Source organism: Fusibacter fontis (genome assembly GCF_055378735.1).
Genome location: NZ_AP042445.1, coordinates 594,427 through 617,729, shown reverse-complemented (window position 1 = coordinate 617,729; position 23,303 = coordinate 594,427). Strand labels below are relative to the sequence as shown.

The window sequence follows — 23,303 nt, the reverse complement described above, 5'->3', positions numbered from 1 at the left end:
TTTCCTCCTATTTAGTATTTTTTAACGAATAGACATATGCCAGAACTTCTGCAACTGCTTCATATAAGTCTGGAGGAATAAAATTTCCTATCTGTACCGTCTTATATAAAGTTTGTGCTAATGGCTTGTTCTCAACAATAGGAACATTATTTTCCGTCCCAATTCTCTTAATATTTTGCGCAACCAAATCTTGCCCCTTTGCCACAACAAGAGGTGCGTCACCAGCATTTGTATCATATTTTAGAGCAACTGCAAAATGCGTAGGATTTGTTATGATGACATCTGCTTTTGGAACTTCTTGCATCATTCGGCTAATTGCAAGTGATCGTTGTTTTTCTTTGATTTTTGCCTTTAACTGCGGATCACCTTCACTCTGCTTGTATTCATCTTTTACTTCTTGTTTTGACATCATGAGTTCTTTGCGATTCTTCCAGCGCTTATATGCGTAATCAAATACTGCAAGAACAAATAGTACAATCGAGCATCTTAAAACAACGCCAAATGTGATATCCCACATGATTTTCATGATAGAGTTAAAGTCCAGTACAAGTGTTTTTAATATATCAGACATATGATCCTGAATATATGTAAATGATATATAAAGAATCAGTACTGCTTTTAAAATTGATTTTAATAACTCAACTACTGCTCGTGATGAAAAAAGATTTTTCATTCCCTTGATAGGATTAATCTTCTCAAGTTTAGGTTTAAGTGTTTCCGTTGTAAATAAAAAACCGACTTGTACATAAATCATAAAAACGCCACTTACTAAAGCAACAACAAGTAATGGTAATGAAAGCTTGAGTATAAACAATAATGTTTCACTAATAAATTGATTGATTCCATTCGTGGTGAAAAGTGAGGCAGTATCCACCGTCAGATTCATCACAAAGTGATAATAGCCAATCATTTCATCAATTAAAAAGCCGCTAAAAGCTGATAATCCCACAAAGACTAAGAGTAATGATACTGCACTACTTAAATCTTTCGATTGAACGACTTGTCCTTTTCGTCTGGCATCATACATTTTTTTCGCGGTAGGCTGTTCTGTTTTCTCTTCCGAAAAAAGTTGTAAGTCAAAGTAATTCAACATAAGATGCCCTCATTTGGCGATTTTTACCGTTCTCTATTTTAAAATCAGCCATTAAAATGTAAGTTAATAGAACACATCATAACTTGAAGATTTAAACTAGTAATAATTGATATACTCTTTTACATAATAAAACACTGAATCTAAAATCTCAGAAAACACTTCAAATAAATACGGTATAAGAATAATAAACAAAAGTAAGCCAAAGAAAATTTTAAATGGCATCCCCAGTACAAAGATGTTCATTCCTGGCATAGCTTTTGACAAGAGCCCTAAAACGATATCCGCAATTAAAATGGTAATCATAAATGGCGCTGCGATTTGTAATCCGATAATGAACGATTGATTCACAACGTCAATAAAAACATTTAATGACTCTGCCGCTTTCATAAATGAACCAAGTTCTATCTTTGAAAATGAAACGACAAGAGCGGTAATCAGTTCATGGTGTAAATTCAAATTCAAAAAAATCAAAGTTGACAATACATAAAAAATATTCGATGTAATTGGTATCTGCGATTCATCAAGTGGATTGATGACAGATACCATTGAAAAGCCGAGTTGATGGTCAATAATATCACCTGCAAAATACATGAAGTTAAAAAATACAGATATCAATAACCCAATAAATATACCGATGATCAACTCATTCATCAATAATAATGCAAATGCCCAAAACGACGACACATCGTAAGTGACAGTTGAATTGACATATGGATAAATAAGAAGTGTTGTAAAAAAAACAAATCCAATTTTTATCGGTATCGGGTAATTTCTACTTCCCAAAATAGGGGCTGTAAAGATCAATCCTGCCATTCGACCTGCAACCAGTAAAATATCCAATAACGGTATTGAAATCGCCATAGGTCACCTACTGTATTAAGACGTCAATGAGATTCAACACATAGGTTGTATACTCAACTAAAGAATTGATCAACCATGATCCAGTCATTAACATCACTAAAAAAACGACAATTATCTTAGGGACAAAAGCGAGTGTTGCTTCTTGAATTTGAGTGGTTGCCTGAAATATCGCAATTAACAAACCGATCAGTAGTCCACTAATTAGCATCGGTGCGGATAATATCAGTATCATTTTTACAGACTCAGTAAAGAGGTCGATGATCATTTGCTCTGTCATTTCTTCCTCCTACCTGATGCTCAGGATTAATTTTTCAATAATAAGATGCCATCCATCCACCATAATGAATAATAGAATTTTTATTGGTAAAGATATCATAACAGGCGGAAGCATCATCATCCCTAATGCCATTAATGTTGAGGCGACAATCATATCTACAACGATGAAAGGCATAAATATCAAAAATCCGATTTCAAAACTCAGTTTTAGTTCGCTGAGTATAAAAGCAGGGATAATGACAGTCATTGGAATATCATCATTTGTATTGACTTCTTCAACATTTGCAATATTCAAAAAAAGCGCTAAATCCTTAGAACGCACTTGTTCTAGCATAAATTCTTTAAATGGATCTGATGCTAAATCAACCGCTTCTTCTAAGGTCACAGTGCCCTCTTGAAGTGGTACATATGCAGTTTCATAAACTTCTGTAAAAACGGGAGACATCACAAAAAAAGTCAAGAAAAGCGCCATTCCAATCAAAGTTTGATTTGGTGGCGTTGCTTGAAGAGACAGCGCACGACGAACAAAACCCAATACGATGATAAAACGTGTGAATGACGTCATCATAATGAGAATTGAAGGCGCTAACGAAAGAATAGTCAGCAAGATGATTATCTGTATTCCATTGGCAACGGGAACATCCCCATCTTCGCTGTTTATTGACACATTGATGTCAGGTAGCTGTATTTCAGTACCGGCAAAACTTACTTGCATCGCAGCAAGCATCAAAATGGCAATCACCATCACTAATATAACTTTTTTAATTCCCCCGAATTTATTCATTGATATTTTCCTTAGTTTTTTTTTCAGGCGCTTCTTGTGCCTTATTTTCTCTCTTTATAATGGATGACTTGAGTTGCTCAAAAAAAGCACCTGTTTGAGGTTCAATTGATTTTGAAGTCTCAATATTAAGATGCTCCCGCTTGTCGATAACAGTCATCCCACTTTTATCGCTTCCAATTAAATAAAAGATTTGATCCAATTCAACTAAATAGATAAATTTGTCATTCGAAATTGCAATACGTTCAACAACTTTGATATTCGTATTTCTTTTTATCACACCATGTTGTTTGGTCACCCATTTTGATAACCACCATAATAATAACAAAAACACCGTGGCCACAATTATATATTTAATTGTGAACAAAGTGTTATTTGTATCATTATATTTAATTGAAGCTTGGATAAAAGAGGTGAATATGTTCATCACATAATCACCTATCCTAATACTTTTTTGACAGCTTCAATAACACGATCAGCTTGGAAAGGTTTTACGATAAAATCTCTCGCTCCAGCTTGAATCGATTCAATAACCATTGCTTGCTGACCCATTGCTGAACACATAACAACCTTAGCGCTTGGATCAAACGACTTAATTTCCTTAACTGCTTGAATTCCATCTACTTCAGGCATTGTAATATCCATAATAACAAGCTCTGGTTTTAACTCTTTATATTTTTCAATTGCTTTTTGACCATTTTCAGCCTCACCAACAACGTCATAGCCGTTTTTTGTCAAAACATCTTTGATCATCATCCTCATAAATGCTGCGTCATCGACTACTAAAATTGTATTAGCCATAGTATTCCTCCTTAAAATTATTCAACGACTCTTCTCGGTATGATAATATCTGTTATTCTGATACCGTAATTTTCATCAACTACCACTACTTCACCCTTGGCAATACGTTTGCCATTTGCTAGTACGTCAAGCGGTTCTCCAACTAGTCGATTAAGCTCAATAACTGTACCTACACCAAAATCGAGTATTTCATTAATTTTCTTTCCAGTTTTTCCTAATTCAACTGTGATTTCTAGTGGCACATCTCTGATTAAATCTATATCATTATTATAATACATTTGAGAAGAATTACTATCAAAATTTTCAAATTGTAACGGAACCGCGCTAACTTTTTCATTAGAAAGGTTCGAAGTCCCCTTTTCTTCTTCATAATAATATTGATTTTTTTGTGTTTCTGCCTTTTTAGCCACTTTCTCATCCGCCGGCGCTGGAGCTGCAGATTTATTTGCAGCAGGTGCCGGAGCAGCCGCAGACTGTTTGGGATTAATCATCGTCGAAACCATTTGTTTTGCTACTGCTAAAGGCAATACTTGCATGATCTCACTGTCAATTAAATCACCAACCGTCATCCTAAAAGCAATCTTAACTACCTGGTCTTGTCTTGAAACACCAAATTGTGTATAATCCAGTTCGCTTATGCGATCATGATATGCTTCAGGAGGCGAAATGTCTATTTTATTACCAAGCATCTCAGAGAGAGAAGTTGACGATGAACCAATCATTTGATTCATTGCTTCACTTATTGCGCTTAAATGCAAATCATTTAACTCGCTTGATATATTTGTACCATCTCCACCCATCATTAAATCAGTTATAATTTTAACATCATCTTCATGTAGTATTAGAAAATTGACACCTTCAATACCAACTCTATAAGTAATATTAATAAGTACTGAAGGATCTCTAAACTCTTCAGCCAGATTCTCCATGGTTGTTTCTGATACTTTTGGAGTTGTTATGGTTACTTTTTTATTGAGCAAGGTAAATAGTGTCGTTGCAGCTGTTCCCATGCTTATATTCCCGATTTCACCAATTGCGTCTGCTTCTTCTGGTGTTAAGCCTGGACCACCTGATGCGGATTTTGAAGAATCGCCACCACCTAGTAATGCGTCTATTTCTTCTTGAGAAAGCATATCACTCATCCATTTCATCCCCTTCCTCTATGACTTCAGTAATCATTACTGCTACATTTTTCTTTTTAATTCCCGGTTTTCCTTTGAATTTCAATTTATCTTCTACGTAAATGTCAAGTGAATCATCAACTGACTTGTTTAATAAAATGATATCTCCGCGTTGTAAGTTCATAAGTTCAGATACCGTAATAGTCGATCCACCTACAATTGTGGTCATGTTAATTTTCGATTGACTAATACCAGATTCAAGTGCACCGCGTTCTTCATCAGTCACTTCGCGTTTGTTGCTTGTTGCAAACCAGAGCCTAGAGCTTAAGCTCGGCAAAATTGGTTCAATAACAAAGTGAGGAATACAGATGTTTACCATACCTTCATTGTCACCTATGTGTAAATTGAAAGTAATTAAAGCGACTGATTCAGAGGGAGATACAATTTGAGCAAACTGACCATTTGTTTCAATCGTTTCAAGTTTTGGTCTAAGTTCAACAATATTCCCCCACGGTTCTTTTAATAAGTTGATAAATTTAATAAAAATATTTCGGAGTAATGTCATCTCAATTTCAGTGAGTGTCCGATTTTCTTTAGTGGCAGAACCTGATTTCCCAGTACCGCCAAGTACGCGTTCGATCATTGCATTGGCAATATCTGATGACATATCTATAATAATTTGTCCGTCAAATGGAGCAAAATCGACAATACCTAAAATAGCTGGATTCGAAATAGAGTTACTAAACTCTGTATAAATTAAACTTTGAACAGAAATAACATCCACTTCGATATAGGTTCTTAAATAACCAGACAAAAAGTTATTTAATAGTCTTGAAAAGTTCTCATGAATAATTTCCAAAGTTCTGAGTTGATCTTTTGCAAATTTATCCGGACGACTAAAGTCGTATTTTCGAACTTTCTTTTCCTTTTTCTCTTCTTCTATATCGCTGACGTCTACCTCTCCTGTACTAAGGGCTGCAAGTAGTTCGTCTATCTCGTTTTGGGACAATACATCAGGCACGATTTCACCCCCTTATCTTGAAAATATACACTCTATATTGCATATAACTACAAAGTATATCGGCTATATAGCGTATTTACTTAACCCTGAATTACGAAAGGTTGTAAATAAATATTGGTTATCACTTCTTCATCCGATTCGAGTGTCTCAATTACCATATCCTTGATACGGTCGCGAAGTCTTTGTTTACCATTTGTCTTTTCAATTTCTTCTGAAGTTGTTGCACGCATGATTTCATCGATGTTATTGCTAATTTTTGTTTTATTTGTCGTAAGAATTTCTAACATTGCTTCGTCAGTATATTCAACGGTCACTTTATATTTCACAATTTTTTGACTATCAGAATCCGCTAAGTTTGAATATTCTTCATCAAAAATGAATTCATAATAGACAATAGGTTCTTCTTTAGGTGGTCGAGTTAATAGAAAAACTGCAACTACTGCGCCAATTATGACCACTAATACAACAGCTAATATGATGATTAATATTTTTTTGTTCACTTTAATTACCTCCAGATTCAGAATTTTCTTCTGTTGTTTCTTCTGTAGAATCAGGTGTTGCATTGGCTGGGTCTTTGATTACAACAATATCCACTCGTCGATTCGCAGAACGACCTTCTGCAGTATCATTTGAGGCTATAGGATGGTATTCACTATATCCTGCAGCAGAAAGTCTAAGTGGCACAAAGCCTCTATTCTCTATAAAGTACTTTACGACGTTTGTTGCCCTCGCAGTAGATAACTCCCAGTTCGTTGGATATATCTTTGAGATGTTTGGAACGTTATCTGTATGACCCTCAACTCGGATTTGTTCATTAATCAATTCCTCAGAGGTTAATAGACCACTTAAAAAATTCAAAATATCATATGAAGTCGTTTTTATTGTTGCGCTTCCCGAATCAAATAAGACGTTATCTTTAAATCGAATAACAAGACCCTTCGCTTCAAGCTCAATTTCAACTACACTTTCCATATTGTTTTCTTCAAGGTATTCCTCAACTTCTTGCTTTAACTTTTCAAGTTTATCCATTTCAACCGTTTGTTCAGTCGAAGTTTGATCTTCAGGCATACCATCAAACACATAAGGTGCTTCAGATAAAGCGGTACCACCTGTTAAGATTCCTGCCGAACCTTGAAAGGATTGCATAACAGCTTCAAATTTTTGAGCATCAATGCTCGAGAACGCAAATAATAAAACGAAAAAGCACATCAACAGGGTAACTAAGTCCCCATATGTGTTCATCCATTCAGGGGCACCTTTTTTACATTCTGGACACTTATCTTTAGCCATTGTCTGATTTCGCCTCCTGAGTTCCTACTTTTTTACGATCCGTAGGAGAAAGGAATACTTTTAACTTTTCTTCAATAATTCTTGGATTTTCACCAGCTTGAATGGACAACAACCCTTCTATCATAACATTTCGAATGAGCACCTCTTCTGAGCTCTTAAGTCCTAACTTAGCAGCCATTGGTGCAAATATTAAGTTTGCCATTACAGAACCATAAAATGTCGTGATTAAAGCGATTCCCATCGCTGGACCGATAGAAGATGGGTCATCTAATTTTTGAAGCATGGCAATTAATCCGATGAGTGTACCAATCATCCCCCACGCAGGTCCCATAGATGCCCATGTTTCAAACATAGACTTACCTTTGTTATGTCTCTCTGACAAATTATCAATTTCTGTTTCTAGTATGTTTTTTACTAGTTCTGGATCTGTACCATCCACGATAAGCATGACTCCTTTTTGCAAAAACTCATCTTTAATTTCAGATACAGCTTCTTCAAGTGCTAAAAGGCCTTCTCTTCTCGCGACATTGGCAAGCTCGATAATTTTAGTAATAATTTGTTCTACATCAAACTCACTATTTTTAATCGTTTTACCAAAGATTTTTCCAAACTTCAAAACTTCTTTTAATTGAAACGAAATAAGAAAACTTGCAAATGTACCCCCAACTACTACAACGACAGATGGTGCATCGAAATACCAACCAAGTTGTCCACCCAATAAAATAGACCAAATGATAAAGCCAGCACCTAAAACAACCCCTAGAATCGTCATTATATCCAAATCCAACACCTCTTTAGCTTAAAATATTTAATCTTTGACTATGTTAATTAGAATTTTCTTTCCTACTATTTATTTTAGCATTAAATTCAATAATTTTATCTATAACATACTCAATATTTTCAATAATAATCACCTTTTTTCCAGTTGTCAATGTGATAATGGTATCTGGTGTTGCTTCAATAAATTCAATCAGTGCAGAATTTAGATAAATTGGCTCGCCATTTAATCTGGTTACTTTTATCATATTGAGCATCCTTTCTCATTTTAGTCACCAAAACTACCCATAGCTAGGCTATGGGTAGTTAAAATTATTATCTTTTCAGATTAACAAGTTCTTGTAAAATTTCATCGCTTGTTGTAATAACACGCGAGTTTGCTTGAAAACCTCTTTGAGTCGTAATCATGTCAGTGAATTGAGCTGCTAAATCCACATTACTCATCTCAAGTGCACCAGGAGTTATTGCACCAAAACTTCCAGTTGATGGTGAACCATACTTTGGTGTTCCTGAGTTCGGTGTATTTTGGAATAAGTTACTCCCAATTTTTTCAAGACCAGCTGGATTATCAAAATCTACAAGGCCAAGAGTTTGTAATACTTTTCTTTCTCCATTTGTATAAATCCCAATTATTTCACCTTTTGAAGAAATGTTAAAGGTATCAATAGAACCCGCGGAATTACCGTGTAATTGAACGCCTTTCGCATCTGATGCTTTCGATACTTGTGTGAATACTCTCTCACCAGCAGTATCGCCATTTGAGAAGAAAATTGAGCGATCAATTGGTAATTTAATATCTGCTGCGCCAGGAACCGTCATGACTAACTGTCCACCTGCCAATGGTGTATCAGCTGAATTTGCATCCCCTGGAGTTGCTAGAGTCACAATATTCACAATTTCACCTGATTCATTGAATTTTGCATACCAATGAGTTCCGGCAGCTGGAACCACTTGAGTACCAGTACTATCCGTAATATTAAATTCTTTGTAGCTATAATTGTAAGTTGCCCCTGTATTTGCTGGATCATATTTAGGATCAAGCGGATCTACCGTTTTCTTTGTAGTCGTCATTAAAGGGGTGCCTTTAAAGTTAAAGTTAATGGTATGAATGTCTCCAAGAGAATCATATAAGTCGACAGTTGTCGTATAATCGCCAGCTGTTACATTGATATTTCCATTGATGACAAGTTTGTCAGTAGCAGTTGCGTTTTTTGTATCTGACATATTGACTTGAATCGGTTTAAAATTTTTATCGAGTACTTTTAAACCCTCAGTTGTAACTAAAAATCCAAGTTCGTCCATTGAAAAGTTTCCTGCACGTGTATAAAACTTATTTTGAGCATTCTCGTCATTTGTGACGATAAAAAATCCCGAACCATCAATCATTAAATCTGTTGCAACATCGGTTCTTTGAATGGAACCTTTTGAGTGATTAACAGAAATTGACGAAGTGTTTGTTCCAAGTCCTACTTGCATTGGATTGGTACCACCACGCGATGGTGTTGAAGAACTTGCGCCTGCAAGAGTTTGACTATACATTTCTGCAAATGTAACATTAGATGCTTTAAATCCAACAGTGTTGACATTTGCGATGTTATTACCAATAACATCCATTCTTAACTGGTGTGCTTTAAGTGAAGACACGCCAGAAAACATTGATCTCATCATAAAAATAACCTCCTAGTTGCAGCGAATCCCATCAATCGGATGTGATTCTATAGCCTCCTGTTAGGTCCAGCTATACGATTACTGCGCCATCTATATTAGTAAAAACACTTTCCTTTAACTGTTCGTCTATTGCCGCTGTAATAATGGTCTTGTTTGACACACTTGCGATAAAGACTTTGTTATCCATCATAATCAAAGCTTCACGAACACCTTTATTTTTTGCTTTATCCATGCCTGAATTAATGCGGTTCATCTCTTGATCTGTTAGTTCAATGTTTCTTGAATTTAATCGATCAAGTGCATGTTTTGAAAATTTTATACCTTCACTGGATTTGATCTTACTTAAAATATCTCCAAAGGTCGGGTGATTTAAATTTTCTTGTGGAGGTGTTGGTGTATTAACTTGTGAATTGACCTGTGAACGACGAATGACATAATCGTTATTCATATTTTTCATGTTATTCATGTGATCACCAACTCACTATAAACCTAAAGCTGAATAAACATCTTCATTAGTGACTTTATTTGTATTTGAGTTACTACCAACATAGCTTGAAAGTAAAGCGTTCATTTTAACAAGTTCTGCTAAAACTTTTGAATTCTGTTCAATGATTTCCTTTTGAGTCTTGACTACCTCATCAGATGTCGTTGAACTTGTTGACTTTTTCAACATTGTGTTAAGTTCTTCAATTTGCTTAGATATCAATGCACTCATTTGATTATTTGACTCTTGTGACTTTGCAATATTGGATAATTGTTCAACAGAAGAAAATTGAGCCATTTGATTCATATATTCTGTATTATCTGTTGGATTTAAGGGATTTTGATTTTGTAATTGCACCATCATGAGTTTTAAAAAAGCGTCTTTATCTAATACCTGACTTTTTTTTCTCGTCTCATTTGCAGCATCATTTGAAATTGCATTCAATTTTTTAATTTGATCTTCGGTAAACGATCCACTTACTGAAAATGCCATTGTACACCTCCTTATCCGTAGTAATTAATTACAGATCCTTCAACTTCATCATCGTATCGATATTTAACAGATGATTCAATCGAAGAAATTTCTTCTACAGCTTCAGTTTCTTTTTTATTTTCATTACGTTGACGATTTTGATTAAATTCAAAGGCTTCTTGTCGTTCTTTTTTCCCACTATCCACATTGACATTAATTTGATCTACTGAATAGCCTTTGTTACTCAATGATTGTTTTAAATCATCTAAATTTGATTCAATCGCTGCTTTAACGATTTCGTTCTCTACCTTAATTTCAGCTAAGACAACACCTTTTTGAATATTAAGTTTTAATTCAACATTTCCTAGTTGTTCTGGTTGTAGTTTAACAATTAGCGAACTTCCGTGATCCACTAACTTCATTTGACCTTTAATCGCATCTAAAAACTGAGTCATAATTTCTTGTTTCATCTGCGAATTCTGGATGGTATTTTGCATTACAACTGAATTTGACTGTTTCATCGCCGTTTGATGAAAGACCACATTCATTTTTACATCAGGATCTACTTCAACTTCGATATTTTTTGAATCCGTTGTGAGCGTTTGTTGAACGGGAGTTTCTGACTGTTGAGCTAAATTTTGCGAACTTGATTTACTCATATCAGAACCATTCGTTTGAACTTCAATCGTTTTAGCAGATTCAACACCCATAGAACTTTGATTTGATTGCGTCTCTCCAGCGTTCGTATCTAAAGTTTTTGTCAGCAAAGGATTGCTAGCTGTCTCGTTTGTTAAAATGCTTTTAATGACTTTCATCACATCAGCAGGATTTTGAAGTTCTGCAGTTTCGTTTTGAAGTAAAGAAATCACTGGTTTTAATGCTTCTGCGAGTTTTGCTTCGAATGCCATTCCTTTTTCAAGTGCAACATTAGAACTTTTTTCATTGAAATTTATTGCATTTTCTAGCTTTTGTACAATTTTTTCAAGTGATTTTGTTATAGCTTCAACGTCTGATTTGCTCATTTTTTGTTCAAGAGCCATGTCAATTTCAAGCGTCTGCAAAATTTGACTAATCTCTTTAAGAGCACTTACCAACATATCTGGATTTTCAACGATCTGTTTCAAATCTTGCAGAGATACATTCATCATTGCCATGAGTTTTTCAAGTTCTTCATCGCCTATTTTAAGGGCTTTTTTGAGTTTATCTTTTAACTCATCAACGGTCTCATTTTGTATAGAATCTTTTTTTGTTTCTGATGATTCGCTCACTTCATCTGTTTTTTGAGATGCTTCAGATGGTTCTTTAGTTTCAACTGCATCTTTGGCTTTCTCATTCACTTGATCCGTTTTAACAGGTGAGTCATAACTACTTGGTTTTGCGGTTTCGATTTTCAGCTGCTGGTCATCACGGTTTGACTCAGCGACAACTACTTTCGTTAACATAGGATTTTTTGTTGAAAATTGACTTGCATAATCTGGTGATTTCAGGATTTCATCTGAGTTTGAAGTCTTATTGAATGAAGTCGTATTTGGGGTTGAATTTCCTTTTGAAGCTTCATTTGATTTTTGACTAAATAACTCTGTAAATCCATCCCACGCAATATATTGCGTATTTTTCTTAGCTTTTAAACTCGGGGAGAGAGAATTCACAATTCCTTGTAAATCTCTAACTTCCATACACACCTCCTGTTAGTTTTTAGGCAATGCTAATTTCCGAGTTAATTCAGAGGATAATGTTTGATCCAGCGAAGATAAGATTGTAGCAATTTTATCTTGTGGGAAACTTTTCAAAATTTGTAAAATCAAATCTTCATCTGATATCGTAATCATTTCTCCATTATCAAGATCATAAACTTGTGATGGTGATGCATTTAACAACATGTTCTTGACAATCTGGATGACTTTTGAAGTATCCATATTGGAGTACACCTCAATCAACTCACTAACATTATCGTCAAACTCTCGATATATCTTTAGTGATTTTAAAACATCTGGTGTCAATAAATCTTCTTTTCCTTCTAACGTTTCATTGGCTTTTAATTTTGCTACTAAATCAAAGACAAATGTTTCATCATCTGATTTCGCTAATACTTGTCCTGCTTTTTTTGCACCGAGATTTTTATAAATAATGGCTAGGTCTTCCATTGAATACGTTGTCACGTTTCCAATTATTTCTATCAGCTTATCTGGATCCTCAGAGCTATAAACATCTGAAATTTGCTCAAGATCCGAAATTCTTCTTTGCTGATTATTATACATCGTACGAATACTCGAAGCTTTTTTCTCAGTCATTTGTTCTAAGATTCGCTCACGATCGAGTTTATCTAATTGATATAAAATAGATACTGCGATTCGATCTTCAATATATTCGAATACAGCTGCTGTATTTTTATATCCATTGATACTTTCGTTGATCATCGTATTGACTTCTTCAACTGCAACATCTACAGGTAATCCCATCAGATAATCTGCTTTTTCTTTCAGCACGGATTTTTCTTCTTCTGTAATGCCTGCGACAGTATTACTGAGCGCATCTTTATTAACTGTTGCCAATCTCAATGCATCGAGGATGCTCTTTGTCTTATTCGGGTTCACTCGTAGCATATCTTTAATGACTTCATCATAGGCATCAGAATCGTCTTTTTGTAGTATCAATAACTTGTCTACCGCCCTCGCTTCATCCAAACTCAAAATAAAATCTGAAACGGTGCGTATTTTTTGTTTTTCTTCTTCTCGCGTCGGAAATTTCCCAAAATACTCACCTAATGGTCCTGGTACGTTGGTCATGATGCTATTCACACTCATTTTAAAATCTTTATTTAACAAGTAAATACCGCCTAACACTAATAGAGGCGTCAAAAAAAGAATGAGCAAAACGATTAGGCAACCGCTTTTGCCTTTAGACTTTTTCTCGTTTTCATTTGTTTTACCAGCATCTACAGCTTTTTCTGCGGCCATGTCTACTCTCCATTCTTCTTATTGTTTGAATAATTGACGACTTCTTCAATTAATTTCTCATCTGCAACATTAATGGCTTCAACAAACTCTTGGAAAGCTTTTTCCTTTAATTTGTCCATAATCTTTCGTTCTTTCATAGCCTCAACGAGCTTCGTTTGAACCGCCTGAATGTCCTTTTCAACAGTCTGTATTTTCATTTTTAAAATGTCACGGTGATCTTTATAGTATTTTTTCCCTTGAGTAAATGACTGCCTCTCGCACATAACATCTCCCTCAAGTAAAACGGATTCAATATGAGCATCATACTGCAATGAACGAAGTTCGAGGTCTTCAAGTTGATCAAGAAAACTTTGTCTTTTTGCAATCAACTTAGCTAACTCATTTTTAATTTTATCTTCGTAATCCATACGCATCTTCAAGACGCTCTCATATCGAAACTTAAATTTCTTCATCTAACCAAATCCTTTAACTGGTGAATTGCAGAATCGAACTCAGTACTATCATTCGTTCTTTGTTTTAAGAAAGCGTTAAAATGATCTATCTTTGAAATGGCCAAATCAATATGTGGATTCGTGCCTTTTGCATATGCCCCAATATTGATTAAATCTTCCGAATTTTTATAAGTTGCTAAAATCTCTTTGAAACGAATCGCAGCGAGTAGATGTTCTTCGTCGATGATATTTGGCATGACACGGCTTGCGCTATCAAGCACATCAATCGCCGGATAATGGCCCAACGCAGCAAGTTTCCGAGTCAGAATAATATGTCCATCTAAAATACCTCTTACGGCATCTGAAATCGGTTCATTAAAATCGTCCCCGTCAACCAATACTGTATATAGTCCTGTAATCGAACCTTTAGATGAGTTGCCTGCTCGTTCTAGCAGTCTTGGTAAAACGGCAAAAACAGAAGGCGTATATCCTCTCGTAACAGGCGGTTCTCCTATTGCTAGTCCTATTTCTCTTTGTGCCATGGAAAAACGAGTCACCGAATCCATCATGAGAATGACATTTTTTCCTTTATCTCGAAAATATTCAGCGATAGACGTTGCAATCAAAGCAGCTTTAACCCTTACTAGTGCAGGTTTGTCCGATGTCGCAACAACCACTACAGAGCGCTTCAAGCCTTCTTCGCCTAAATCGTTTTCTATAAACTCTCTGACCTCACGCCCTCTTTCTCCAACGAGCGCTATCACGTTGACATCTGCTTTTGTATATTTGGCAATCATTCCTAACAAAGTACTTTTTCCGACGCCAGATCCAGCAAAGATACCTATACGTTGCCCTCTTCCACACGTCAACAAGGCATCCAAAGTTCGTATGCCTAGTGGGATGGGTTCTTCAATTTTATCTCTAAACAAAGGATTCGGCGGATCATTGTTGGCTGGATATCGCTTGTCAACACTTGGTTTTCCCAACTCATCAATTGGATTTCCAAGTCCATCTAAAATTCTGCCAAGAAGTTCTTCTGAAACATCTACTTGTAAAGCGTGTCCAGTTGCAATAACGCGACTGCCTGGTCCAATTCCAGACATATCACCAAGAGGCATAATCAAAACTTTATCTTGATTAAACCCTACAACTTCACCTTTTAAAGGATGATTTTTCTTAATTGGATAAATATCACACACTTCACCTATTTCAACAGCGGGGCCTATGGATTCAATCATTAATCCAATAATTTTAGAGACTCTCCCACTGTATTTAAGTGTTGAGGTTTCGCGTAATGCTTCACGGTATTTTTCAAGCATTTTAATCACCTTTTAGCAATGCGTCAAACACTGCTTTTATTTGATCGAGTTGAACGCTTATGCTACTATCAATACTCCCTGCATCTGTATCTATCATACAGGATCCATTATCAAGAGTCGGATCTCTTCTTATTTCAATATCCTCAATTTTTTCGCTCGTCGCCAAAATCATTGGTTTTATTGAAAGTGCATGATTATAATCATCGTTAGAAACGCGAATAGAGACTTGATGTGATTTTGTAACCCGACTAATTCCTTGTCTAATTAAGGATTCAATCAAAGTTTGATCAGTCTCTATCTTGTACTCCAAAACTTTTTCAATTGATTCAATAACGAGTTGAATCATTTCCGCCTCAGATTCATATAATAATTTTTCTTTATTTTTAATGTTTTCCATTTTAATTTCTAGAGCTTGCTCAATGATTTGACTTGCTTCAGTTTGACTGTCTATGAGCGCTCTATTATAACCATCTTGATAACCTTCAGCTTTTGCTTGTTCTAAAATTCCTTTTGCTTGATCATATGCATCTGCAATAATGGAGTCGCTGCTATTTTGAGCATCTAATAATTTCTTTTCATACTCTCTGTCAGCTGACTCAAGAATTTTATCAGCTTCTAGCCTAGCAGATTCTATTATTTGATGGGCTGCCTCAGAAGGTGATATGCCTTCTATGACAGCCTCTTCAATTAACTCTGATTGCATTGTATCATGTAATTTTGTAGAAAGAACAAATGCTTTGTCATCCAATATGATTCTTGAAGATTTAAAAACCTTAGACAATTAACTCATCTCCTCCGCCTCTAGCAATGATAATTTCATTTGCTTCTTCAAGTTTTCTTATGATATTAACAATTTTTTGCTGTGCTTCTTCAACATCACGCAATCTGACAGGTCCCATAAAATCCATATCTTCTCTGAGCATCTCTGCCATACGTTTTGACATATTGGCAAATATCATCTCTTTAACTTCCTCAGTAGCACCTTTCAATGCAACAGCTAAGTCACTATTATCCACTTCACGAATAAATCTTTGAATACCCACGCTGTCGAGATTGACGATATCTTCAAATACAAACATTTTCTTACGAATTTCTTCAACAAGTTCTGCATTTTGAATTTCAAGTGTTTCAAGAATGTATTTTTCAGTTCCTCGATCGACAGAGTTCAAGATATCAACAATACACTGAATACCGCCAGTTGCAGAGTAATCCTGCGTAACCATAGATGATAATTTTCTTTCAAGAACCAATTCGACCTCTTTAATAATTTCAGGAGATGTACTTCCCATCGTCGCGATTCTCTGAGCAACGTCTGCTTGTTTCTCTTGCGGCAAAGCAGATAATACTTGCGCAGATTGATTTGGATTCAAATAAGATAATATTAATGCTAGGGTCTGAGGATGCTCATTTTGTATAAAGTTAAGCAATTGATTCGCATCCGTTTTCTTAACGAAGTCAAATGGCTTAACCTGCAATGAAGACGTCAATTTATTAATAATTTCAAGTGCTTTTTGTGATCCCATAGCTTTTTCAAGAACTTCTTTCGCGTAGTTAATACCACCTTCAGAAATAAATTCTTGAGCGAGACATACTTGATAAAACTCCTCCAAAACGCTTTCGCGCTCTTCTGGAGAAATTCGACTCACATTGGCAATTTCAAGCGTTAACTCTTCTATCTCATCGTCATGCATATGACTAAATAACGATGCTGAGCGCTCTGGTCCTAATGCAATTAAAAGAATAGCTGCCTTCGTCTTGCCGGACATTTTCCCTTTTTTAGCTGCCATTGTGCCTCCTAATTATCATTCAACCAAGCCCTTAAAAGTGCAGCTGCAGCTTCTGGGTTTTGATCAACAAATTTTTCGATATGGTATTTCGGACTACCCGTATCATCACGTGCTTCGATTTCTTCCAGTAATTGTTTTTCATGCTCTTCTTCAATTTGAGCCATTTTTTCTGCTTCTTCACGTTTTTTCTTTTTGTTCGTCATAATCAACATGACAACGACAACCGCTACGACTGTGAGCAATACAACAATTATGATAACAAAAACTGGAATTCCAAATAAAGTTGCACCCGCTTCTTGACCTGTATAAGTATCATAGTACTCCATAGGATCAGGAAATTCTTGAACAAAAACTTGAATATTGGCTTTGTCAGTTCCTGCTGACATAGCAATCAAATTGACGAGTTCTGTCTTATGCTCTTCAGTTAATTCTCCATCCACAAGTGCTTTTGAATTTAATAAAACACCTATGCTCATGGATTTAATATCCCCTTGCGATTTTACAATTTCACGATAGATTTCGTTGAGTTCATAATTTAAGGTCTCGCTAGCTTTTTTGTATGATGCATTTTCTGTATCCGATTCAACAACAGATGTCGTTTCTCCAGTATTGGAATCCGTACCTGGAACGCCAGTAGCCCCACCATTGACAACGTCTTCAGTAATGGTCGTTGCACTTCTGACCATACCATTAATTTCACCTTCAATTGGAGGGCTAAAAATTTTCTGTGTTTCAGATTCTTGATTAAAGTCCATAACAATGTTGGGCTTAATTTCCACATTATTGATTCCGTAAACGGTTTCTAAAAATGTCGTTAAGTCCTCTTGAAGTTGATTTTGAACACGTTGTTGTAAGTCAAATTGTGTATTTGCACTGAGTGCATTGCTATTATCAGGGTCATTTAACTGAAGTCCCGAAGTATCTAAAACAGTAATATTTGCAGGTTCTAATTTATCGACAGAACTTGCTATCAGATTGACAATTCCATTTACCTGTTCTTCGTTTAATGTGCGACCCTTTTTTAACTGTAAAACGATTGAAGCTTTAGATTCTATTTCATCTTTAATAAAGTAATTGCTTTCTTTTGGTAGCTGCAAAATCACCGTTGCATCTTCAACAGCATCAATTGTTTCGATAGACTCTTCGACTTCAGCAGCCTTCGCTTGAATAATCATTTGCTCTCTTGTTTGAGACGTCATCGTGATCGATTCGTTATTTAGAACGTCTTCCCAACTAATCGACCCTGTATCCAATGAAACAGCCAGCTCCATTCTTGCTTTTGAAACATCTGATTCAGCCACAGAAATTTGAGATGTATCGTTGCTATCTTTCCATTCAATACCAAGTTCATCTAATTTAGTTGTGATAACTTGGGCATCAGCCGGTGTAAGTCCTTGGGCGATGACAACATATTCTGTTTTTGTTAATTGTAAAATGACAATGGTTAGAACGAGAATACCTGTCGCCACGCCACCGATTAACATGATTCTTTTATTTCTACTAAGACCACTAAAAAAATTGGTCACTTGTTCGCGAATTTTGTTGATAAAATCCCCCATCTATTACACCTCTTAATTGATTGAAAAACTCTTTTATTATAGTTGAAGTCTCATGATTTCAGTATAAGCTGATAATAATTTATTGGTCACTTCAACAGCTAAATTAATGGATAAATCCGCTTTCATAGCAGCAATTGTAACATCTGAAACATTATCAATAGCACCTATCGAAAACAAGGTGTCCATTTTTTCTGCATAAAGCTGATCGTCATTTACTTTCTTTAATGATTGCTCTAAAAGCTCAGAAAAATTAACGCCCTCAGTTTTGGATGCTTTGTTGAGATCCGCTAATTTGGTGTCTTTTACGAGCATTGAATTTTGTAATTGATCTATTTTCATAGAAACTCCTCATATTGCAACTTAACATTTGAGATAAGCGCATGAATACTTGAATAAAATGTCACTTATATACTTATGTTATTATACCGGATTTATAATAAATAACCAGCAGACTATTTTCCTATTTCAAGTGCTTTCATCGCCATAGTTTTAGTGGTATTTACAACCGTAATATTAGCTTCATACGCTCTAGATGCTGAAATTAAGTTAATCATCTCATTAACCACCTCGACATTTGGTAAACTTACATAGCCTTCGGAATCAGCGTCAGGATGGTTTGGATTGTATTCCTTTTTAAATGGTGATTGATCTTCTATAATGCCTGCGACTTCCACGCCATTTCCAGTTGATTTAATGCCTGTAGCAGCATTCAAGATTTGTTCAAACGAATTCCCTTGTTGTTCTCTAAAAACAGCGACCTTGCGGCGATAAGGTGTTCCACTCGGTGTTCTAGTTACATTTGCGTTGGCAATGTTTTCTGAAATTAAATCCATTCTTAATCTTTCTGCTGTTAAACCAGATGCACTTACATTAATAGAATTAAAAAAACTCATCATTTCACCTCATCTCTCATTACTTGTTAATCTTAAACGTCGCTTTTAAACGTGCGAACTGACCGTTAACTTCATTTACCAAAGTATTATAGTAAATCGTATTTTTTGCCATTTCTGCATTTTCTACATCGACATCGACATTGTTGTCGTCTACTCGATAGCTCGTGTCGGACTGCATCTCGACTTGAGGCTCTGTCACGCCTGCAGTTGCAATGTGTTTTGAATTTGTTACTTTCATTGAAACAGATCCAGAAAGTCCCACTTTTTCTTGAAGGACACTTTCAAAATTCACAACTTGTCTTTTATAACCTGGCGTGTTGACATTTGCAATGTTGTTAGAAATCGCGCTGTTTTTAAGCCAAGCGCCACCTAGTGCGGTTTGCATTAAATCTATATTTTTAAAAGAACTCTTTAACATGGAAATCGCCTCCAATTTCAGTTTCATAAAATACATATCGGCATTATCGCATTATTTTTTGATTGTTCATCTTTAGAAATTGCATAATTACCCTAAGCATCAAAATCATTTGTCTCACAATTTAAAATAGCTTAAACACGCCATTTTAACGATGGAGATGTTTATAACTTTAAATTTGCAACTTTCTAATCTATATAAAATTCAACATACTACATATACTTTTCTACACTATATTTTAAACTATATATTGTAGAAAATAAAGACTTTTTCCTTGTTTGTTTTGCATTTGTGACATTATGATCGCTTTTTCCTATATAAATATAAAAAAACCTTGTAAAATAATACTATTTTACAAGGTAGTCTTTTGTATTCTATAAGTTATTCGAGAGAAATTTCATTAATTTTTCATTTTGTTGAGTTCGTCAATAAGGTGTTCGTTGAGAACTTTAATATAAGTTCCTTTCATTCCTAATGAACGCGTCTCAATGACAGCTGCACTTTCAAATTTTCTAAGTGCATTAACGATTACCGATCTCGTAATACCGGCCTTATCTGCAATTTTACTAGCAACAAGAAGACCTTCTTCGCCATTTAATTCCTCAAATATATTGATTACTGCTTCAAATTCAGAATAAGAGAGTGTGCTAATTGCCATTTGTACAACCGCTTTCTTACGACTTACTTCTTCTTGTTCATCACTTTTTGCACGAATGATTTCAAGTCCAATAATCGTTGCAGCATATTCAGCTAAAATCAAATCTTCTTCTAGATAGTTTTTATCTCTTCTCGCGATAATAAATGTACCTAGGCGTGTTGCATTACCAATAACTGGAACGATTGTTACAAATTTCGAGTAACTACTTACATCATTTTTAAAAACTTCAAGTAATTTATCTTCTGTTAAATTGAAAAGCGTTTCATTAATTTTCATCAATTTTTCTTGTTCTTCTGGTGAGAAAAAATGCTCGCCACTATCCGTTAATACAACTGCGCTATCTTCTGAATCATATAAACTAACGCCCAAAATTTTTCCTTTTTTGCTGACAACATACACATTTGAGTCTAGTATGTTCATCATTGTTGAACAAAGATCTTTAAATGATAAATGTGTTGCACCCGATGTTTGTAGAATTGAATTCAAATTTCTCATTTTTAACAAAATATTGCTTTCCAAAATTTCCTCCTAATTTTGCTCAACGTATTTACACGTTGAACTATGACACTTAATCAGCTCTTGTTTTTTTGTTTTCTTTAGCACTAACATATCTCCGCATTCTGGACATGTTCTTCCTATCGGTTGATCCCATGAGACAAAATTACATTTAGGAAACTCTGAACAACCATAAAAAACTTTCAGTTTTTTAGACTTTCGTTCAATAATTTCACCAGTTTCACACAGTGGACACTTAATACCTAACTTTTTCAATATCGGCTTTGTATTATCACAATTTGGATAATCAGAACATGCTAAAAATTTGCCGTATCGCCCTTGTCGAATCAACATTTTTTTGCCACATTTCTCACAATCAATATCTGTTTCTTCTGTCAAATCTACTTTTTCGATTTCAGAATCTGCTTTTGAAATCAGTTCGACAAATGGTTGGTAAAAACTGCGAATAATGGCTTTCCAGACTTCTTCACCTGCTTCAATCTTATCAAATCGAGTTTCCATATCCGCTGTAAAATCCACTTCAACAATGGTAGAAAAATAATCTGACATAATTTCATCAATAATAAAGCCAAGTTCAGTTGGTTTAAGACTCTTCTTTTCTTTTTCAACGTATCCACGACTCAAAATCGTCGTAATCGTTGGTGCGTAAGTACTCGGTCTACCAATTCCCTTTTCTTCCATCTCTTTTACTAAAGAGGCTTCAGTAAATCGTGCAGGTGGTTGTGTAAAATGCTGCTCAGGAGCGTATTGCTCAACTTCAAAAGTATAGCCTTCTTTGAGATCTGGAATCAAGCGATCTGATTGTTGAGCGGACTGGTAAACTTTTGTAAAACCATCAAAGATCATTCTACTTCCTGTCGCTCTAAAAATATAATCGCCGACAACAACATCCATTCCGTGTGATTCGTATTCAGCTGGTGCCATCTGACTGGCAATAAATCTAGACCAAATCAAATCGTAGAGCTTATATTGTTCTTTTGTCAAGGAATCTTCTATTTCGCTTGGAGAAAATTCAATCGTTGTAGGTCGAATTGCCTCATGTGCATCTTGTGCATTTTTTGATGCTTTTTGCTTTTTTTCGTCTTTTGAAAGATACTGTTCACCGTACATTTGGTTAATGAACAATCTACACATCTCTTTTGCTGAATCAGAAATTCGCGTTGAATCCGTTCTCATATAAGTGATAAGACCGATAGTACCTTGGCCTTTTATCGCAATTCCCTCATAGAGTTGTTGTGCGATCATCATCGTTTTCTTCGTTGTGAATCCAAACTTATTAGAAGCTTCTTGCTGAAGTGAACTCGTAATAAAGGGTGGATTTGGATTACGCATTTTTTTCTTTTTCTCAACTGATGCCACTTTTGCAGTTAAACCTGACAATGCTTTTAAGATTTGATCCACTTGTTCTTTCGAATCAATTGCAATCTTTCCATTCGCATCACTATTGAGTTCCATTGTAAGCTCAGCTTGGTTTTCTACTTTTGCATGTGCGTCAATTGTCCAATACTCTTTTGGCTCAAATGAAATAATTTCACGTTCACGATCACAAATTAATTTTGTTGCAACCGATTGTACACGTCCCGCACTTAAGCCTTTTTTGACTTTTCTCCATAAAATAGGACTAATTGAATATCCAACTAGTCTATCTAATACGCGTCGTGCCTGTTGAGCATCTACTAAATTAAGATCAATCGGTCGTGGTGATTTAACAGCTGATTTTATTGCATCTTTGGTAATTTCATGAAACGTTACTCGACACTCAGATGTGGCATCAATGCCTAAAATATGAGCTAAATGCCAAGCAATTGCTTCGCCTTCTCGGTCAGGGTCAGTTGCAAGGTAAACTTTGTCCGCCTTTTTAGCTTGTGATTTAAGGGCCTTAATCAAATCACCTTTACCACGAATATTGATGTATTTAGGTTCGAAATCGTTTTCGACATCGACACCCATTGTGCTTTTTGGCAAATCTCTAATATGACCAATAGAGGCAACTACTTTGTAGTTTTTTCCCAAAAATTTTTCTATTGTTTTCGCTTTTGCAGGCGATTCAACTATTACTAAAATATTTGACATTTAAACACTCCAATTCATTTTGCACGTACCCTAAAGTGTACTTAATAAATT

The 23,303-nt window shown here is 35.4% G+C and carries 27 protein-coding genes; all 27 read right to left on the bottom strand.

What is annotated here, in order from left to right; genetic code table 11:
* Positions 1-7 precede the first annotated feature (7 nt).
* The 27 genes from flhB to topA all read right to left on the bottom strand — a co-directional run bounded on the left by flhB (position 8) and on the right by topA (position 23,252).
* Entirely contained in the window at positions 8-1,093 is a 1,086-nt protein-coding gene (gene flhB / locus ACZ41W_RS02745; RefSeq protein ID WP_464313351.1) for a flagellar biosynthesis protein FlhB, read from the bottom strand.
* A 96-nt stretch (positions 1,094-1,189) separates the two neighbouring features.
* Positions 1,190-1,954: a flagellar biosynthetic protein FliR gene (gene fliR / locus ACZ41W_RS02740; RefSeq protein ID WP_464313350.1), complete on the bottom strand. Its 765-nt coding sequence runs from the start codon at positions 1,952-1,954 to the stop codon at positions 1,190-1,192.
* Between the two features lie 7 nt (positions 1,955-1,961).
* Positions 1,962-2,231 carry a flagellar biosynthesis protein FliQ gene (fliQ, locus tag ACZ41W_RS02735; protein WP_464313349.1) on the bottom strand — a complete coding sequence of 90 codons (270 nt, stop codon included), beginning with the start codon at positions 2,229-2,231 and terminating at the stop codon, positions 1,962-1,964.
* A gap of 9 nt (positions 2,232-2,240) precedes the next feature.
* Positions 2,241-3,014, bottom strand: a complete 774-nt coding sequence (fliP, locus tag ACZ41W_RS02730) for a flagellar type III secretion system pore protein FliP (protein ID WP_464313348.1) — start codon at positions 3,012-3,014, stop codon at positions 2,241-2,243.
* Positions 3,007-3,345 (bottom strand): flagellar biosynthetic protein FliO, encoded by a 339-nt coding sequence (locus tag ACZ41W_RS02725; RefSeq protein ID WP_464313347.1) that lies wholly within the window; start codon positions 3,343-3,345, stop codon positions 3,007-3,009. Before ACZ41W_RS02725 ends, fliP begins: the two co-directional genes overlap by 8 nt.
* 104 nt (positions 3,346-3,449) lie before the next feature.
* Positions 3,450-3,812: a response regulator gene (locus ACZ41W_RS02720; protein WP_464313346.1), complete on the bottom strand. Its 363-nt coding sequence runs from the start codon at positions 3,810-3,812 to the stop codon at positions 3,450-3,452.
* A gap of 17 nt (positions 3,813-3,829) precedes the next feature.
* Positions 3,830-4,963: a flagellar motor switch phosphatase FliY gene (gene fliY, locus ACZ41W_RS02715; RefSeq protein WP_464313345.1), complete on the bottom strand. Its 1,134-nt coding sequence runs from the start codon at positions 4,961-4,963 to the stop codon at positions 3,830-3,832.
* Positions 4,947-5,954 (bottom strand): flagellar motor switch protein FliM, encoded by a 1,008-nt coding sequence (gene fliM / locus ACZ41W_RS02710; protein WP_464313344.1) that lies wholly within the window; start codon positions 5,952-5,954, stop codon positions 4,947-4,949. The genes fliY and fliM overlap by 17 nt, the downstream gene beginning before the upstream one ends.
* Before the next feature lie 80 nt (positions 5,955-6,034).
* Entirely contained in the window at positions 6,035-6,454 is a 420-nt protein-coding gene (locus ACZ41W_RS02705; RefSeq protein WP_464313343.1) for a flagellar basal body-associated FliL family protein, read from the bottom strand.
* 1 nt (position 6,455) lies between these two features.
* Positions 6,456-7,244 carry an OmpA/MotB family protein gene (locus ACZ41W_RS02700; RefSeq protein WP_464313342.1) on the bottom strand — a complete coding sequence of 263 codons (789 nt, stop codon included), beginning with the start codon at positions 7,242-7,244 and terminating at the stop codon, positions 6,456-6,458.
* On the bottom strand, positions 7,237-8,016 hold the full coding sequence (locus ACZ41W_RS02695) for a motility protein A (protein WP_464314263.1): 780 nt from the start codon (positions 8,014-8,016) through the stop codon (positions 7,237-7,239). The genes ACZ41W_RS02700 and ACZ41W_RS02695 overlap by 8 nt, the downstream gene beginning before the upstream one ends.
* A 52-nt stretch (positions 8,017-8,068) precedes the next feature.
* A complete protein-coding gene (locus ACZ41W_RS02690; protein WP_464313341.1) occupies positions 8,069-8,269 on the bottom strand; it encodes a flagellar FlbD family protein in 201 nt (66 codons plus the stop codon).
* Positions 8,270-8,336: 67 nt separating this feature from the next.
* A complete protein-coding gene (locus ACZ41W_RS02685; protein ID WP_464313340.1) occupies positions 8,337-9,689 on the bottom strand; it encodes a flagellar hook protein FlgE in 1,353 nt (450 codons plus the stop codon).
* Positions 9,690-9,759: 70 nt separating this feature from the next.
* Positions 9,760-10,155, bottom strand: coding sequence for a TIGR02530 family flagellar biosynthesis protein (locus ACZ41W_RS02680; RefSeq protein ID WP_464313339.1), 396 nt, complete (start codon positions 10,153-10,155; stop codon positions 9,760-9,762).
* A 15-nt stretch (positions 10,156-10,170) separates the two neighbouring features.
* The gene (locus tag ACZ41W_RS02675) at positions 10,171-10,665 is read right to left on the bottom strand and encodes a flagellar hook capping FlgD N-terminal domain-containing protein (RefSeq protein WP_464313338.1); all 495 of its coding nucleotides are present in this window, start codon (positions 10,663-10,665) and stop codon (positions 10,171-10,173) included.
* A gap of 11 nt (positions 10,666-10,676) precedes the next feature.
* The gene (locus ACZ41W_RS02670) at positions 10,677-12,320 is read right to left on the bottom strand and encodes a flagellar hook-length control protein FliK (RefSeq protein WP_464313337.1); all 1,644 of its coding nucleotides are present in this window, start codon (positions 12,318-12,320) and stop codon (positions 10,677-10,679) included.
* A gap of 12 nt (positions 12,321-12,332) precedes the next feature.
* The gene (locus ACZ41W_RS02665; protein ID WP_464313336.1) at positions 12,333-13,601 is read right to left on the bottom strand and encodes a hypothetical protein; all 1,269 of its coding nucleotides are present in this window, start codon (positions 13,599-13,601) and stop codon (positions 12,333-12,335) included.
* A gap of 2 nt (positions 13,602-13,603) precedes the next feature.
* Positions 13,604-14,053 carry a flagellar export protein FliJ gene (fliJ, locus tag ACZ41W_RS02660; protein ID WP_464313335.1) on the bottom strand — a complete coding sequence of 150 codons (450 nt, stop codon included), beginning with the start codon at positions 14,051-14,053 and terminating at the stop codon, positions 13,604-13,606.
* The gene (gene fliI, locus ACZ41W_RS02655) at positions 14,050-15,351 is read right to left on the bottom strand and encodes a flagellar protein export ATPase FliI (protein ID WP_464313334.1); all 1,302 of its coding nucleotides are present in this window, start codon (positions 15,349-15,351) and stop codon (positions 14,050-14,052) included. Before fliI ends, fliJ begins: the two co-directional genes overlap by 4 nt.
* 1 nt (position 15,352) lies before the next feature.
* Positions 15,353-16,132 (bottom strand): FliH/SctL family protein, encoded by a 780-nt coding sequence (locus ACZ41W_RS02650; protein WP_464313333.1) that lies wholly within the window; start codon positions 16,130-16,132, stop codon positions 15,353-15,355.
* Positions 16,125-17,138: a flagellar motor switch protein FliG gene (fliG, locus tag ACZ41W_RS02645; protein WP_464313332.1), complete on the bottom strand. Its 1,014-nt coding sequence runs from the start codon at positions 17,136-17,138 to the stop codon at positions 16,125-16,127. The genes ACZ41W_RS02650 and fliG overlap by 8 nt, the downstream gene beginning before the upstream one ends.
* A gap of 8 nt (positions 17,139-17,146) precedes the next feature.
* On the bottom strand, positions 17,147-18,697 hold the full coding sequence (gene fliF, locus ACZ41W_RS02640; protein WP_464313331.1) for a flagellar basal-body MS-ring/collar protein FliF: 1,551 nt from the start codon (positions 18,695-18,697) through the stop codon (positions 17,147-17,149).
* A gap of 36 nt (positions 18,698-18,733) precedes the next feature.
* A complete protein-coding gene (gene fliE, locus ACZ41W_RS02635) occupies positions 18,734-19,036 on the bottom strand; it encodes a flagellar hook-basal body complex protein FliE (RefSeq protein WP_464313330.1) in 303 nt (100 codons plus the stop codon).
* Positions 19,037-19,149: 113 nt separating this feature from the next.
* A complete protein-coding gene (gene flgC, locus ACZ41W_RS02630; RefSeq protein WP_464313329.1) occupies positions 19,150-19,593 on the bottom strand; it encodes a flagellar basal body rod protein FlgC in 444 nt (147 codons plus the stop codon).
* Between the two features lie 16 nt (positions 19,594-19,609).
* The gene (gene flgB / locus ACZ41W_RS02625; protein ID WP_464313328.1) at positions 19,610-20,008 is read right to left on the bottom strand and encodes a flagellar basal body rod protein FlgB; all 399 of its coding nucleotides are present in this window, start codon (positions 20,006-20,008) and stop codon (positions 19,610-19,612) included.
* 397 nt (positions 20,009-20,405) lie between these two features.
* Complete coding sequence (gene codY / locus ACZ41W_RS02620) at positions 20,406-21,158, bottom strand: GTP-sensing pleiotropic transcriptional regulator CodY (protein ID WP_464314262.1); 753 nt, start codon at positions 21,156-21,158, stop codon at positions 20,406-20,408.
* 33 nt (positions 21,159-21,191) lie between these two features.
* Positions 21,192-23,252 (bottom strand): type I DNA topoisomerase, encoded by a 2,061-nt coding sequence (topA, locus tag ACZ41W_RS02615; protein WP_464313327.1) that lies wholly within the window; start codon positions 23,250-23,252, stop codon positions 21,192-21,194.
* Positions 23,253-23,303 lie beyond the last annotated feature (51 nt).

Coding starts and splice junctions, on each gene's coding strand:
- flhB (WP_464313351.1), bottom strand. CDS start 1,093: ATGTTGAATTACTTTGACTTACAACTTTTTTCGGAAGAGAAAACAGAA.
- fliR (WP_464313350.1), bottom strand. CDS start 1,954: ATGGCGATTTCAATACCGTTATTGGATATTTTACTGGTTGCAGGTCGA.
- fliQ (WP_464313349.1), bottom strand. CDS start 2,231: ATGACAGAGCAAATGATCATCGACCTCTTTACTGAGTCTGTAAAAATG.
- fliP (WP_464313348.1), bottom strand. CDS start 3,014: ATGAATAAATTCGGGGGAATTAAAAAAGTTATATTAGTGATGGTGATT.
- ACZ41W_RS02720 (WP_464313346.1), bottom strand. CDS start 3,812: ATGGCTAATACAATTTTAGTAGTCGATGACGCAGCATTTATGAGGATG.
- fliY (WP_464313345.1), bottom strand. CDS start 4,963: ATGAAATGGATGAGTGATATGCTTTCTCAAGAAGAAATAGACGCATTA.
- ACZ41W_RS02700 (WP_464313342.1), bottom strand. CDS start 7,244: ATGGCTAAAGATAAGTGTCCAGAATGTAAAAAAGGTGCCCCTGAATGG.
- ACZ41W_RS02695 (WP_464314263.1), bottom strand. CDS start 8,016: ATGACGATTCTAGGGGTTGTTTTAGGTGCTGGCTTTATCATTTGGTCT.
- ACZ41W_RS02690 (WP_464313341.1), bottom strand. CDS start 8,269: ATGATAAAAGTAACCAGATTAAATGGCGAGCCAATTTATCTAAATTCT.
- ACZ41W_RS02685 (WP_464313340.1), bottom strand. CDS start 9,689: ATGATGAGATCAATGTTTTCTGGCGTGTCTTCACTTAAAGCACACCAG.
- ACZ41W_RS02680 (WP_464313339.1), bottom strand. CDS start 10,155: ATGAATAACATGAAAAATATGAATAACGATTATGTCATTCGTCGTTCA.
- ACZ41W_RS02675 (WP_464313338.1), bottom strand. CDS start 10,665: ATGGCATTTTCAGTAAGTGGATCGTTTACCGAAGATCAAATTAAAAAA.
- ACZ41W_RS02670 (WP_464313337.1), bottom strand. CDS start 12,320: ATGGAAGTTAGAGATTTACAAGGAATTGTGAATTCTCTCTCCCCGAGT.
- ACZ41W_RS02665 (WP_464313336.1), bottom strand. CDS start 13,601: ATGGCCGCAGAAAAAGCTGTAGATGCTGGTAAAACAAATGAAAACGAG.
- fliJ (WP_464313335.1), bottom strand. CDS start 14,053: ATGAAGAAATTTAAGTTTCGATATGAGAGCGTCTTGAAGATGCGTATG.
- fliI (WP_464313334.1), bottom strand. CDS start 15,351: ATGCTTGAAAAATACCGTGAAGCATTACGCGAAACCTCAACACTTAAA.
- fliG (WP_464313332.1), bottom strand. CDS start 17,138: ATGGCAGCTAAAAAAGGGAAAATGTCCGGCAAGACGAAGGCAGCTATT.
- fliF (WP_464313331.1), bottom strand. CDS start 18,697: ATGGGGGATTTTATCAACAAAATTCGCGAACAAGTGACCAATTTTTTT.
- fliE (WP_464313330.1), bottom strand. CDS start 19,036: ATGAAAATAGATCAATTACAAAATTCAATGCTCGTAAAAGACACCAAA.
- flgC (WP_464313329.1), bottom strand. CDS start 19,593: ATGATGAGTTTTTTTAATTCTATTAATGTAAGTGCATCTGGTTTAACA.
- flgB (WP_464313328.1), bottom strand. CDS start 20,008: ATGTTAAAGAGTTCTTTTAAAAATATAGATTTAATGCAAACCGCACTA.
- codY (WP_464314262.1), bottom strand. CDS start 21,158: ATGAGAAATTTGAATTCAATTCTACAAACATCGGGTGCAACACATTTA.
- topA (WP_464313327.1), bottom strand. CDS start 23,252: ATGTCAAATATTTTAGTAATAGTTGAATCGCCTGCAAAAGCGAAAACA.